The sequence below is a fragment of the Promicromonospora thailandica genome (genome assembly GCF_024171955.1).
Classification (GTDB): domain Bacteria; phylum Actinomycetota; class Actinomycetes; order Actinomycetales; family Cellulomonadaceae; genus Promicromonospora; species Promicromonospora thailandica.
On record NZ_JAMTCS010000001.1, the window covers coordinates 141822 to 154544 of the forward strand.

The window sequence follows — 12723 nt, forward strand, 5'->3', positions numbered from 1 at the left end:
ACCCGCTCGCTCCCGAGGCTCAGCCGCGTGCGCGGACCCAGGATCCGGCGAGGGTCGCCGCCGGCGGGAGTGCGATCCGCACCACTCCCACGCACTCAGCGCCGCGACGGCGTGGAGCGGCATCCGGCCGGCGTCGCCTCCGGTCCGCCTCGTCCGAGATCGTCGGCGACCGCCTCCGCCACCCAGGCCTTCCGCATCGCACGATCGTCCGGGACCTGATCGCGCAGGTCGACGCACCAGGAGCACGCCCCGACGCGCATCACCCGTGCGCCAGCAGCTTGAGAGCCACGACCCCCATCGCGAGCAGCGCGAGCACGCCCAGCGCCAGGAGCCGCGCGGGCCACGGCACCTTCACGCGCCGCACGCCCAGCCACGAGATGAGCACGAGCGAGGCGATCAGGATGCCCGTGCCGACGCGGAGCGCCGTCGTCACCTCCCACCAGCCCAGCCCTGCCGCCGCGAGCGCGATCAGGGGTGCCACCAGCGTGACGAGGGCGCCCGCACTCGTGCGGGTCATGGCCGTCAGGTGGGGGCGGTCGGGGAACCCGCCGTGCGCGGCGAGGTGGCCGATGAGCTGGGCCAGCCAGGCCGCGGCGACCGTGCCGACGGCGGTGATGGCCAGGGATGCCGCCGCGGTCCCGGCGCCGAGCCCGTGGGCGTGCGCGAGCAGCGTGAGGACGACGGCGAGCGACGCGAACGTGACGTAGACCCGTTCCCTGAGCCGTTCGGCGAGCTCCTCCTTCTCGGCGGCGCTGAGCGTGGCGGGATCCTGGTGCGACCGACGGCGAGCCATGCCACCCATTCTCACCCGGGCCGGCCCGTGGAAGCCCGCCGCGAGCAGGCGGTTGCGCAGGGTTTCGGCGCCGGAACCCTGCCCGATCGCCTGCTCGCGGCGGACCTTGGGGGCGGGAGGGGCCCGGGCGTGCCGAGCGGCCCGGTCAGGGCCGGGGGGTCGGGCCGGGCTCGGTCGGGTCCCGGTGTCCTCGCCGGGCGTCGCGGTCGAAGATCGCGACGATCTCGCACGGCCCGCCCTCGGCGCCGATCGCGTGCGGCAGCATCGTGGGGAACTCGGCGGCCTGGTCGGTCTCGACGCGCAGGCGGCGGTTGCCCAGCAGCAGCGTCGCGGTGCCGCTGAGCACCACCAGCCACTCCCGTCCGGGGTGGGCGCGCAGGCGGGAGGCGTCCGCGGGCGCCGGCCGGGTGAGGCGCTGGCGCACCACGGTCAGGCCGGGGTCGGCGCGGACGGGCCAGCGCTTCAGGTCGCGGGCGGCGTCGACTGTGGGGTTGACGACGACGTCGTCGGTCCCGGTCTCGACGAGCTGGTCCAGGGAGGTGTCGAGGGCACGGGCCAGGGTGACGAGCTGGTCCAGGGCGAGCCGCCGCTGCCCGTTCTCGATCCGGCTGAGGGTGGACTGGCTGACCCGGGCCCGGCGGGCCAGCTCCTCCAGCGACCAGCCCTGGGCGAGCCGCAGGCCGCGGATGCGCTGGCGTACGAGGCCGTCCAGCTCGCCATCTTCTTGCGTCATACGCAAGATCGTATGTTTCTGCGGCAAGGCGTGCCTACCGTCGACGGAGTACCGGCCCGACCCCGAGCGCCGGCACCCGAGAGGAGAACCATGCCTGAGACCCACCTCGTCGACGCGATCGTGATCGGAGGCGGCGCCGCCGGCCTGAACGGTGCGCTGATGCTGGCCCGGTCGCGGCGGTCCGTGGTCGTGATCGACAGCGGCGAGCCGCGCAACGCCCCCGCCCAGGCCGTGCACGGCCTGCTCGCCCGGGACGGCACGCCCCCGGCCGAGCTGCTGGAGCAGGGCCGCGCGGAGGTCCGCCGGTACGGCGGCACCGTCCGCAGCGGCGAGGTCGTCAAGGCGGTCGCCGCCGAGCCCGCCCCGGACGGCGACCTCCGATTCTCCGTCACCCTGGCCGACGGCGACACCCTCGCCGCCCGCCGGATCCTGGTCGCCACGGGTCTGCGCGACGTGCTGCCCGACGTGCCCGGCGTGGCCGCGCACTGGGGCGGCGCCGTCGTGCACTGCCCCTACTGCCACGGCTGGGAGGTGCGCGACGAGCCGATCGGCGTGCTCGCGACCGGCCCCGCGTCGGTGCACCAGGCGCTCCTGTTCAGCCAGCTCACCAACGACCTCGTCTACCTGTCCGGCGGCACCGCCCTGGACGACGACGCGCGGGCGCGCCTCACCGCGCGCGGTGTCCGCATCGTCGAGACGCCCGTCGACCGGGTGATGTCCGACGCCGAGGGCCGGCTGGCCGGCGTCGTCCTGGCCGATGGTCAGCTCGTGGCGCGGCGGGTGCTCGCGGTCGCGTCGCGGGTGCACGCGCGCCTGGACGGGCTCGAGGCGCTCGGACTGCCCGTGGAGGACCTGCCGAACGGCCTGGGCAACCGCGTCGTCAGCGGCCAGGCGGGCACCACCGCCGTGCCGGGCGTGTGGGTGGCGGGCAACGTGACGGACCCGTCCGCGCAGGTGGGCTCGTCGGCGGCAGCGGGCGCGCTCGCCGGGGCGCACATCAACGCGGACCTGGTCACCGCCGAGACCGAGGCGGCCATGGCCTGAGCCCGCGGCCGCCCGGGCCGACCTCAGTCGCAGTCGCAGCGGCCCGTCGCCGGCAGCTGCATGTAGCAGCTCGGGCAGCTCGCGGGCGCGGCGTCGGGAGCGTGCGCGAACGAGCTGGTCTGCTTGCCCGAGAAGCCGGCCATCAGCACGCGCTCGTACCCGCCGTCGGGCTGCTGCACGTCGACGAAGCCCTTGTTGAAGTACGCGCTCGCCTCGTGGCCGGGCCCGGCCGAGACCGCGACGTAGGAGCGGGACGACGGGATCCACACCCGCGTGGTGTCGAGGCCCTCGGCGATCACACGCATGGCGGGCCGGTGCGCCGCCGGGACCGGGAGCGCCTCGAGCGCGGCGTCGAACGAGTCGAAGTCACCGCGTCCGGGGCCGGCGAGGGACACGAGGCACTCCTTGCACACCGTGAACTTCTGCCGGTCGAGCTCGGTCGCGGGCAGCAGGGCGGCCTGGTGGTCGGCCGACAGGCGCCGGCAGCCCCGGCCGTGCAGGACCCTGCCGCGGGGCACCCGGAAGAGCAGGTCTGCCGGGATGTCGGTGCCTGCCGCAACAGGGGCCGTGCTGGACGTCGTCATCACCCCAGTATGACCCCCTCGAATGCCCCCTGATGCCACACAACCCCACCCCCCGATCGCCGAACGTAGGGCTCGTCGGCGTATAAGCCGGTGGTGGACCGACGAACCCTACGTTCGGCGGCGGGACGCCTGTGCGCGGCTCGTGTCGAGGTGAGAGCGGGCCAGGCGGGCGGCGGTGTCGGCGTCGCCCGCACGCACCGGCCTCCATCGACCGCGACCCCGTGGGCCAGCTCGACGGGCTGTTCGACATCGCGGAGCGGCACGGCGTCGGCATCGACGTGCACCTGCACGACGGCGGCGAGCTCGGCGCGTTCCAGGTCGAGCTGATGATCGACCGGACCCGGCGCGCCGGCTTCGCGGGCAAGGTGAACGTGGCGCACGGCTTCGCCGTCGGCCAGCTCCCGGCCGCGCGCCAGGCCGACCTGGTCGCCGCGATGGGCGAGGCCGGGATCACGATGACCACCGTGGCGCCGATCGGCGCGGCGCCCCTGCCGCTGCACGCGCTGCGCGACGCCCGCGTCGCCGTCGGCCTCGGCACCGACGGCATCCGCGACCTATGGTCGCCCTACGGCACGGGCGACCTGCTCGGGCTCACCACGCAGCTCGCGCGCCTGTCCGGCTTCCGGTACGACGGCGACCTGGTGACCGCCACCCGGATCGCCTCGTCCGACGCCGCACGCTTCGTGGGCCGGGCCGTGCACGACCTGGTGCCGGGCGCCCCCGCCGACGTCGTGCTGGTCGACGCCGAGAACGTGCCCGACGCCGTGGTCCGCGCCCCGCGACGCGCGCTGGTGGTCGCAGCGGGCCGGGTCGTCGCCCGCGACGGCGAGGTGCTGGTCTGAGCCGGGGCCGCCGCTAGGCTCGACCCGGATTCATCGGACGAGCTCGGCGGAGGCGGTCGTGGCGGAGCTGTGGTCGGTCCGGGAGGGCCCGGACGACGCGCCGGTCGTGCTCCTCCTGCACGGCGGGGGCGTGGGCGCATGGATGTGGCGCCACCAGGTCGCCGCCCTGCGGGACCGCTACCGCGTGATCGCGCCCGACCTGCCCGGCCACGACCACAGCGCGGCCGACCCGTTCACCTCGGCGGCCGACCTCGTGGAACGCCTCGCCGGCCTGCTGCGGCCCCTCGCGGACGGCCGCGAGGTCGCGGTGGCCGGGTTCTCCTTCGGCGCGCAGCTGGCGCTCGCGCTGGCCACGGCGCACCCGGACCTCGTCTCGCGGGTCGTCGTCGTGAGCGCGCTCACCGAGCCGGTGCCGTTCACGCGCGCGAGCCTCGCCCTCGTCCGCACGACGGCACCCCTGGGCCGGCAGCCCTGGTTCGCGCGGCTCCAGGCGCGGTCCATGTCCGTGCCCGACGCCCTGTTCGACGACTACCTGCGCACCGTGCGGGCGCTGCCGACGGCCGACCTGGTGGCGCTGCTCGCCGAGAACGCCGCCTTCCGTGCGCCGACGGCCTGGCCGGACTTCCCCGGGCGAGCGCTGCTGCTGGCCGGCAGCCGCGAGCCCCTGGCGCTGGTGCGCGGCATGCGCACCCTCCACGAGCGCCTGCCCGGCACCGAGCTGGAGGTGGTGCCCGGCGCGGGCCACGGCCTGCCCCTGGAGCGTCCGGAGTGGTTCACCGCGCGGCTCCTCGCCTTTCTGAGCTCCTGACACGCGACAGGTCGACACCGGCAGCCCTAATCGGCCGCGACGTCGACGCCCTGGCCGCACTGACCGTTGAGTGCGGGATCTTCGCCCTCCTGGCACCCGAAAAAGGGCGAAGATCCCGCACTCAACGGTGTTACTCGTAGGGGTGGACCGCCCGTCAGGCTCCCGCCATCGCCGCCAGACCGCGGGCGATCTGCGCGTCCCGGTCCTCCGGTGCAAGCTGGACCCAGGACTTGACGTCGCGGCTCCACTGGTCGGCGAGCACCTCCGTCGATCCTGCCTCGACGCCGTCGAGCGCGGCGTCGGCCAGGTCGGCCGGCGCGATCTTGGCCACGTTCATCCCCGCGGCCATGTCGGTGTCGGCCAGCCCCAGGTGCACCGCCGTGACCAGCGTGCCCTGCTCGGCCAGCTCGAGGCGGACGCCGTTGGTCATGGCCCAGGCCGCGCCCTTGGCGAGGTGGTAGGCGTTCGCCCCGCTGACGCCGAACCAGGACATGGCCGACAGGACGTTGACGATCGCTCCCCCGTCGTTCGCCGCGAGCGCCGGCGCGAGCTCCCGGATGGTCGCGAGGCTGCCGAACATGTTGGTCTCCAGCTCGAACCGCACGTCGTCGAGGGAGCCGGTCACGAGACCGGCGCCCGTGGAGATGCCCGCGTTGTTGACGAGGAGGGTGACGTCGGACGCGGCCTGGGCGGCGGCGCGTACGGAGGCCGGGTCGGTGACGTCGAGGGCCAGGACCTCGACGCCGGGCAGGTCGACCGTCTCCGGCCGGCGGGCCGTGGCGTAGACCTTCCGGGCGCCTCGGTCGAGGAGCCGCTGGGCGAAGGCGCGGCCGAGCCCGCGGTTGGCGCCGGTGACGAGTGCTACGGAGTTCTTGATGTCCATGTCGGGTACGCTAAAACCTGACGCTGACGTCAGGGTCAACCAGCGAACCGAGGAGTGTCATGACGATCACAGAGGTGGCGGCCGAGCCGCTGATCCGCATCGGCGAGGTCGCGCGGGCCGCCGGCGTCTCGGTGCGTGCCGTGCGCTACTACGAGCAGCAGGGACTCATCTCCGCCGAGCGCAGCCCGTCCGGCCAGCGCCTCTACGCCCCCGGCACCGTGGACTACGTGCGGTTCTTCCAGCAGATGTACGCCGCCGGCCTGACCAGCCGGACCATCGCGGAGATGCTCCCCTGCATGGAGTCCGGGCACACGGACGCCGCCCAGCGGGCCATCCTGCGCACGGAGCGCGACCGCATCCAGGCCAAGGTCGACGACCTGCAGAGCGCCCTGGACCGTCTCGACGAGATCATCGAGGTCACGAACGCCCATCCGTAGGCGACCCGCCACCCGGGCCGGTCAGCCCGCCGTCCCCGGGTCGCGGAGCATGTGCGACTCCACCAGCTCGTGCCGCCGGAAGTACGTGGTGGCGACGGCCTGGATCGTCGCGGCGACGGGCAGCGCCAGGAACGCGCCGAGCACCCCGAACACCGCGCCGAAGGCCAGCACGACCAGCAGGCTCACCGCGGCGTTCATCTCCAGGGCCCGCGCCGACACCTTGGGCGCCAGGTACAGGTTCTCGAACTGCTGGTACGCGATGACGAACGCGAGCACACCCAGCGCCTGCGGCCAGCCCTGTGCCGTCAGGGCCACCATCGTGGGCAGCGCGCCACCGAGGTAGGCGCCGATCGTCGGCACGAACTGGGACACCACGCCGACGAAGACGGCGAGCGGCACGGCGTACGGCGTCTGCAGAACCGCGAGGAACACGAACGTGACCACCGTGGAGACGGCGGCCAGCACCACGCGGGAGCCGATGTAGTCGGACACCTTGCCCTGCGTGACCTCCCACAGGTGCAGCATCTCCTGCTGCCGCGCGGGCGTCAGCCACCCGCAGACGGCCGCCCGGAACCGCGGCCCGGCGGCGAGCAGGTAGTACGCCACGAGCAGGATCGTCAGGGTCGCCAGCAGCCCGCCCACCAGCGTGGTGCCCACGAGCAGCGCCCCGGACGCGACGTCGTCGCCGAACTCGTCCAGCGCCTGGCGCAGCAGGTTGTCCGAGTCGGGCACCACGACGTCGAACCTGCCCTCCACGAAGGTCTGCAGGCTCGTGTAGAGCCGCGGGACCGACTGCGCGAGCGCGACGAGCTGCTGCACGAAGAGGTTGCCGAACAGCGTCAGCAGCACGGCCACCACGACGAGCGACCCGAGGAGGGTGGTCGCCGCCGCCAGGCCCCGCCGCCACCCGCGCCGCACCAGCCAGACGGTGCCGGGCTCCAGGGCGAGCGCGATGAAGACGGCGATGAGCACGTTGACGAAGAGCCCCTCCAGGGCGCCCATCGCGTTCCACGTGAAGATGCCGAGGAACACCGCGGCCACGGCCATGAACAGCGCCCGTGGCAGCCAGCGGGGCGGGCGCCGCGAGTCCGGGGCACCCGGCGGTGGTTCGGGCGGGTCCACCGGGGCAGGTCCCGGACCGGAGGGCGCCTGGGGTTCGGGCGGCCCGTCGGGGCCGGTCCCACCGGGCTCGGACGAGCGGGACGACGTCATGCCCAGACCGTAGTGCTCCGTCCGCCCGGGCGCGGCGCTACACGCCGCTGGCGACCAGCGGGACCAGCGGCACGTCCGGGTGGGCGCGCTCGAAGGCCCGCGCGTGCCAGACGTCGCGCAGCAGCACCAGCGGCGTGCCGTCGCCGCGCCGCACCACCTCGACGCCCGGGTAGGCGGCCACCGTGTCGAGGTGCGCGGGCGCGACCTCGCGGGCCAGCGAGAGCCCCAGGGTCTCCATCCGGATGGGCGCCGAGAACTCGTGCTCCATGCGGAACGTCGCCACCTCGAACTGCAGCGGGCCCACGGCGGCGAGGATCGGGTTGCCGTCGCCGCGCACCTCGGACACGAGCACCTGGACCACGCCCTCCTGCTCGAGCTGGGCGATGCCCTTGCGGAACTGCTTGGACCGGCCCGGGTCCGCGACGCGCGCGGCGGCGAAGTGCTCGGGCGCGAACACGGGCATGGGCGGGAAGGCGACCTTCGGGCCGGCGGCGTCGAACACGGTGTCGCCGACGGCGAGCGTGCTCGCGTTGACGAGGCCCACGACGTCGCCCGGGTAGGCGTCCTCGACCGTGGAGCGTTCCCGGCCGAACACCGACAGCGCGTACTTGGTGGCGAACGGACGCCCCGTGCGCTCGTGCGTGACCACCATGCCGCGCTCGAACCGGCCCGAGCACACCCGGATGAACGCGACGTGGTCGCGGTGGTGCGGGTCCATCCCGGCCTGCATCTTGAACACGAAGCCGCTGAACGGCTGGTCGACGTCGCGCGGCGCCCCCGCGGCGTCCGGCCGCGCGCCCGGGGCGGGAGCGAGGTCGACGACGGCGTCCAGGAGCTGCCGCACGCCGATGTTGGCCAGCGCCGCGCCGAACAGCATCGGCGAGGTCGTGCCGGCCAGGAACGACTCCCGGTCGACCGGGTCCAGGAGCTGCACGCTCTCGACGGCCTCGGTGTGGTCGTCGCCGAGCTCCCGGGCCGCGTCGGCAGCGGACAGGAGCGTCTCCTCCGCGATCGACGCGCCGCCCGGCGCGCGGCGGTAGGTGCGCACCTCGCCGGTGACCCGGTCCAGCAGGCCGACGAACCGCCCGGCCTCGCCCACCGGCCAGGTCAGGGGCGTGGGGCGCAGGTCGATGCGCTCCTCCAGCTCGTCGCACAGCTCCAGCGCCTCGCGGCCGGGCCGGTCCCACTTGTTGACGAACGTGATGACCGGGACGCCGCGGCGGCGGCACACCTCGAACAGCTTGAGGGTCTGCGGCTCCAGGCCCTTGGCCGAGTCCAGCAGCATGACGGCGGCGTCGACCGCCGTGAGCACGCGGTAGGTGTCCTCGGAGAAGTCGGCGTGGCCGGGGGTGTCCAGCAGGTTGATCACGACGTCGCCGTACGCGAACTGCAGTGCCGCGGAGGTGATCGAGATGCCGCGCTTCTGCTCCATCTCGAGCCAGTCGGAGACCACGCCGGCGCGGTTGCCCTTGCCGTGCACCGCCCCCGCCTCCTCGATGGCGTGCGCGTGCAGGGCCAGCGCCTCGGTCAGGGTCGACTTGCCCGCGTCCGGGTGGGAGATGACGGCGATGCTGCGGCGCCGCGCCGCCTCGGCCGCGACCGGCCGGGCGTCAGAGGTCAGGACGGTCACGTCGGACCACTCTACCGGTCCAGCTACCGGCCCAGGCGTCGCAAGCGCAGGGTTCACCGAGTGTATACACCGTGTGTATAGTGCCGCGCATGAGTGTTGGACACGCACTGCTCGGGCTGCTCGAGGGCGGCCCCCGCCACGGGTACGACCTGAAGCGCTCCTACGACGAGCGCTTCGGCGCCGACCGTCCCCTGGCCTACGGTCAGGTCTACTCGACGCTCGCCCGGCTGCTGAAGAACGGGTTCGTCGAGGTCGAGTCGGAGCCCGGGGCGGGTCCCGAGCGCAAGCGCTACGCGGTCACCGACGCCGGCGTGGCCGACGTCGCCGCCTGGCTCGCCCAGCCGGAGAAGCCCGAGCCCTACCTGCAGAGCACCCTCTACACCAAGGTCGTGCTCGCGCTGCTCACGGGGCACGACGCCGACGCCGTGCTCGACACGCAGCGCGCCGAGCACCTGCGCCTCATGCGCGAGCTCACCCGCCGCAAGGACGGCGGCGACCTCGCAGACCAGCTCGTCTGCGACCACGCCCTGTTCCACCTCGAGGCCGACCTGCGCTGGCTCGAGCTGACCGCGGCCCGCGTGCAGCAGCTCGCCGCGCACGTGCGGCCGTGACCCGCACCCCGCCCACGCCCACGCCCACGCCCACGCCCACGCCCACGCCCCGGGAGACCACCATGGCCACCGAACCCCTGCTCGTCGCCGAGAACCTGCACCTGCGGTTCGGCACCACCGTCGCCCTCGACTCGGCGTCCGTCGCGGTGCACGCCGGCGAGGTGCTCGCCCTCATGGGCCCGTCCGGGTCCGGCAAGTCGACGCTGCTGCACTGCCTCGCCGGCATCCTGCACCCCGACGCCGGCCGCGTGACCTACGCGGGCCGCGACCTGACCGCCATGCACGACTCCGAGCGCAGCGCGCTGCGCCGCACCGAGCTCGGCCTCGTGTTCCAGTTCGGCCAGCTCGTGCCCGAGCTCACCTGCCTGGAGAACGTGGCCCTGCCGCTGCGCCTGAACGGCGCCCCGCGCCGCGCCGCCCTGCGCAGCGCGGCGGCGTGGCTGGAGCGCCTGGAGGTGTCCGACGTCGCGGGCAAGCGGCCCGGCCAGGTGTCCGGCGGACAGGGACAGCGCGTCGCCGTGGCGCGGTCCCTGGTGACCCGGCCGCGCGTCGTGTTCGCCGACGAGCCGACCGGCGCGCTCGACAGCCTGAACGGCGAACGCGTCATGCAGCTGTTCGTCGCGGCGGCGCGGGAGACCGGGGCCGCCGTCGTGCTCGTGACGCACGAGGCGCGCGTGGCCGCGTACTCCGACCACGAGGCCGTCGTCCGCGACGGTCGCGTGCGGACCATGGAGCACGTCCGATGACGCGCTGGGCGGCCGACCTCGCCCTCGGCGTGCGCCTGAGCGTGGGCGGGGGCCGGTCCGGCTGGGTGCGGCTCGGCCTGATCGCCGCCGGCGTGGGGCTCGGGGTGACGATGCTCCTGGTCGCGGCGGCCCTCCCGGCGGTGCTCGACGCCCGTGCCGACCGCGCGGACGCCCGCTGGGTCGAGACGCAGCAGACCGTCGACGCCGGCGCCCCGACCGTGCTCACCGCGCCCGTCCGGTCCGTCTACCACGACGCGGCCGTGGAGGGGCGGCTGCTCCAGCCCGAGTCCCCCGACGCCCCGCTGCCCCCGGGCGTGGACCGGCAGCTCGCGCCCGGCGAGATCGTGCTCTCCCCCGCGCTCGACCGGCTCCTCGCCTCGAACGACGGCGCCGCGCTGCGGGGCCGCTGGGGCGAGGAGGTCGTGGGCCTCATCGCCCCCGAGGGTCTGACCGGCCCGGGTGAGCTGACCTTCTACCTCGGCACCGACGAGCTCACGCCCGACACCGCCGATCGCCTCCAGACGTTCGGCGCCCCGCGGGGGGACGCCGAGGCCATGAGCCCCGTGCTCGTGCTGCTGGCCCTGGTCGGCATGGTCGTGCTCCTGCTGCCGGTCGGCATCTTCGTCAGCACGGCGGTCCGCTTCGGCAGCGAGGGCCGGGACCGCCGGCTGGCCGCGCTGCGCCTCGTCGGGGCCGACGCCGCCATGACCCGCCGGGTCGCCGCCGGCGAGACGCTGGCCGGCGCCGTGCTCGGGCTCGGCCTCGGGGCGCTGCTGTTCGCCCTGGTCAGCCGGGTGGCCGGCAGCCTGGTGCCGGGCAACCTGAGCTTCTACCCGCAGGATTTCCGGCCGGTGCCGTGGCTGGTCGGCCTCGTCGTGCTCCTGGTGCCGGTCACGACCGTGCTGGTGACGCTCGCGGCCCTGCGCCAGGTAGTGGTCGAGCCGCTCGGCGTGGTCCGGCGCAGCGGCGAGCGCCGTCGTCGGCTGTGGTGGCGGCTCGTCGTCCCCGCCGCCGGCGTGGTGCTGCTGCACCCGCTGGTCACGGGCCTCGACGCGAGCGCGGGCACCCAGGTGATGATCGTGGCGGGCCTCGTGCTGCTGCTCACCGGCGTGGCGCTGGTGCTGCCGTGGCTCGTGGAGGCGACCGTGCACCGGCTCGGGCCGGGCGGCGTCGCGTGGGACCTCGCGGTCCGGCGCCTGCAGCTCGACAGCGGCACGGCGGTGCGTGCGGTGTCCGGCATCGCGGTCTCGGTGGCCGGGCTCGTCGCTCTGCAGGGGATCGTGGGCGCGATCGGCGCGCTCACGGCCGAGACGACGGCGGACACCACCACGTACCAGGCGAGCGTGCTGGACATCGACGCGGACGCCGACGAGGTCGCGGCCTGGACCCGGGAGCTCTCGGCGGCGCGGGGCGTGACCGACGTCGGCACCCTGACCTCGCTCGCGGCGGAGCCGGCGGGAGGTGGGGCTCTGGGTCCCGACGAGGTGATCCTCGAGTCGGGCCCGTGCGCCGTGCTCGCCCAGGAGGCCCAGGTCGGGGCGTGCACCGACGGCGACGTCTTCGTCGTCGTGCCGGACGGCGCCGCCGCGCCCCCGGCCGGCAGCGCGTACGTGCTCGACGGCGGCGGCTCCGCGCCGTGGACGCTGCCGGCGTCGACCCGGTCGGCGGACCCCGCCCCGGGCACGGTCGCCGTGATGGACGGCGGCGGTCCGGCCCGCATCCTCGTCACGCCCGGGGCCCTGGCCGGCGTGCGCCCGGAGGTCATGGCGGTCACCGCCTACGTCGCCCTCGACCCGGCGGTCCCCGACGCGCTCGACCTCATGCGCACGGCCGCGGCCCAGGTGGACCCGCGGGCGTACGCGGCGTCGATCGAGGCCCGCGGCATCGCCACCGCGCTCGGTGGCATCCGGCAGGTGCTGCTGGTCGGCACGGTGGCGCTGCTCGTGCTGATCGGGGCGAGCATGCTCGTCAACGTGGTCGAGCAGCTGCGTGAGCGGCGCCGGCTCCTCGCGGTGCTGGTGGCCTTCGGCACGCGACGCCGCACCCTGAGCGCGTCGGTGCTGCTCCAGGTGGCCGTGCCCGTGGCGCTCGGTCTGCTCCTGGCGGTGGCGACGGGCAGCGTGCTCGCGCTCGGGCTGCAGGTCGCGGTCGAGGCGCCGCTCTCGTTCGACTGGGCGGGCGTGGGCACGACGGCGGGCGTGGCGGCCCTCGTGGTGCTGCTCACCACCGCGGCCGGTCTGCCCCTGCTGTGGCGGCTGACCCGCCCGGAGGGCCTGCGCAGCGAGTGACGAAAAAACCTGGTGCCTGTCGCGTGCCGGCTCCTAGGGTCGGTTCCGCTATGAACGCCATGATCAGGCAGCGTTCCGCCCGCTAGCGGCGCGGAACGCTCACCACACCCAG

13 protein-coding genes are annotated in these 12723 nt (G+C 74.8%); 7 read left to right on the forward strand and 6 right to left on the reverse strand.

Annotated features, from left to right (window positions below):
• Positions 1-259: 259 nt before the first annotated feature.
• Positions 260-793 (reverse strand): hypothetical protein, encoded by a 534-nt coding sequence (locus APR03_RS00685; RefSeq protein ID WP_253831770.1) that lies wholly within the window; start codon positions 791-793, stop codon positions 260-262.
• A gap of 145 nt (positions 794-938) precedes the next feature.
• Positions 939-1526, reverse strand: a complete 588-nt coding sequence (locus APR03_RS00690; RefSeq protein WP_253831772.1) for a helix-turn-helix transcriptional regulator — start codon at positions 1524-1526, stop codon at positions 939-941.
• 90 nt (positions 1527-1616) lie between these two features.
• On the opposite strand from APR03_RS00690, the gene APR03_RS00695 reads away from it, so the two are divergent.
• Entirely contained in the window at positions 1617-2570 is a 954-nt protein-coding gene (locus APR03_RS00695) for an NAD(P)/FAD-dependent oxidoreductase (RefSeq protein ID WP_253831774.1), read from the forward strand.
• Between the two features lie 23 nt (positions 2571-2593).
• On the opposite strand, the gene APR03_RS00700 is transcribed toward APR03_RS00695, so the two are convergent.
• Positions 2594-3154, reverse strand: a complete 561-nt coding sequence (locus APR03_RS00700) for a hypothetical protein (RefSeq protein ID WP_253831776.1) — start codon at positions 3152-3154, stop codon at positions 2594-2596.
• A gap of 221 nt (positions 3155-3375) precedes the next feature.
• Between APR03_RS00700 and APR03_RS00705 the strand changes: the two genes are divergently transcribed.
• Both APR03_RS00705 and APR03_RS00710 read left to right on the forward strand, forming a co-directional pair.
• Entirely contained in the window at positions 3376-3996 is a 621-nt protein-coding gene (locus APR03_RS00705; RefSeq protein ID WP_253831778.1) for an amidohydrolase family protein, read from the forward strand.
• A 58-nt stretch (positions 3997-4054) separates the two neighbouring features.
• Positions 4055-4804: an alpha/beta fold hydrolase gene (locus tag APR03_RS00710; RefSeq protein WP_253831781.1), complete on the forward strand. Its 750-nt coding sequence runs from the start codon at positions 4055-4057 to the stop codon at positions 4802-4804.
• 154 nt (positions 4805-4958) lie between these two features.
• On the opposite strand, the gene APR03_RS00715 is transcribed toward APR03_RS00710, so the two are convergent.
• A complete protein-coding gene (locus tag APR03_RS00715; RefSeq protein WP_253831783.1) occupies positions 4959-5687 on the reverse strand; it encodes an SDR family oxidoreductase in 729 nt (242 codons plus the stop codon).
• A 59-nt stretch (positions 5688-5746) separates the two neighbouring features.
• Between APR03_RS00715 and APR03_RS00720 the strand changes: the two genes are divergently transcribed.
• Positions 5747-6124 (forward strand): MerR family transcriptional regulator, encoded by a 378-nt coding sequence (locus APR03_RS00720; RefSeq protein ID WP_253831785.1) that lies wholly within the window; start codon positions 5747-5749, stop codon positions 6122-6124.
• A gap of 21 nt (positions 6125-6145) precedes the next feature.
• On the opposite strand, the gene APR03_RS00725 is transcribed toward APR03_RS00720, so the two are convergent.
• Positions 6146-7336 (reverse strand): AI-2E family transporter, encoded by a 1191-nt coding sequence (locus APR03_RS00725; RefSeq protein WP_253831786.1) that lies wholly within the window; start codon positions 7334-7336, stop codon positions 6146-6148.
• A 37-nt stretch (positions 7337-7373) separates the two neighbouring features.
• Positions 7374-8966 (reverse strand): peptide chain release factor 3, encoded by a 1593-nt coding sequence (locus APR03_RS00730; RefSeq protein ID WP_253831788.1) that lies wholly within the window; start codon positions 8964-8966, stop codon positions 7374-7376.
• 89 nt (positions 8967-9055) lie between these two features.
• Here APR03_RS00730 and APR03_RS00735 point away from each other — a divergent pair, with 89 nt between their 5' ends.
• From APR03_RS00735 to APR03_RS00745, 3 genes are read left to right on the forward strand one after another with little or no spacing between them, the layout of a single operon-like run.
• Positions 9056-9577, forward strand: a complete 522-nt coding sequence (locus tag APR03_RS00735) for a PadR family transcriptional regulator (RefSeq protein WP_253831790.1) — start codon at positions 9056-9058, stop codon at positions 9575-9577.
• Positions 9574-10323, forward strand: coding sequence for an ABC transporter ATP-binding protein (locus APR03_RS00740; RefSeq protein ID WP_253831792.1), 750 nt, complete (start codon positions 9574-9576; stop codon positions 10321-10323). Before APR03_RS00735 ends, APR03_RS00740 begins: the two co-directional genes overlap by 4 nt.
• Positions 10320-12611 carry an FtsX-like permease family protein gene (locus tag APR03_RS00745; protein WP_253831794.1) on the forward strand — a complete coding sequence of 764 codons (2292 nt, stop codon included), beginning with the start codon at positions 10320-10322 and terminating at the stop codon, positions 12609-12611. The genes APR03_RS00740 and APR03_RS00745 overlap by 4 nt, the downstream gene beginning before the upstream one ends.
• Positions 12612-12723: the final 112 nt, after the last annotated feature.

Excerpts from the sequence above, each read along its gene's own strand:
- APR03_RS00685 (WP_253831770.1), bottom strand. The coding sequence starts at position 793 with ATGGCTCGCCGTCGGTCGCACCAGGATCCCGCCACGCTCAGCGCCGCC.
- APR03_RS00690 (WP_253831772.1), bottom strand. The coding sequence starts at position 1,526 with ATGACGCAAGAAGATGGCGAGCTGGACGGCCTCGTACGCCAGCGCATC.
- APR03_RS00695 (WP_253831774.1), top strand. The coding sequence starts at position 1,617 with ATGCCTGAGACCCACCTCGTCGACGCGATCGTGATCGGAGGCGGCGCC.
- APR03_RS00700 (WP_253831776.1), bottom strand. The coding sequence starts at position 3,154 with ATGACGACGTCCAGCACGGCCCCTGTTGCGGCAGGCACCGACATCCCG.
- APR03_RS00715 (WP_253831783.1), bottom strand. The coding sequence starts at position 5,687 with ATGGACATCAAGAACTCCGTAGCACTCGTCACCGGCGCCAACCGCGGG.
- APR03_RS00720 (WP_253831785.1), top strand. The coding sequence starts at position 5,747 with ATGACGATCACAGAGGTGGCGGCCGAGCCGCTGATCCGCATCGGCGAG.
- APR03_RS00725 (WP_253831786.1), bottom strand. The coding sequence starts at position 7,336 with ATGACGTCGTCCCGCTCGTCCGAGCCCGGTGGGACCGGCCCCGACGGG.
- APR03_RS00735 (WP_253831790.1), top strand. The coding sequence starts at position 9,056 with ATGAGTGTTGGACACGCACTGCTCGGGCTGCTCGAGGGCGGCCCCCGC.
- APR03_RS00745 (WP_253831794.1), top strand. The coding sequence starts at position 10,320 with ATGACGCGCTGGGCGGCCGACCTCGCCCTCGGCGTGCGCCTGAGCGTG.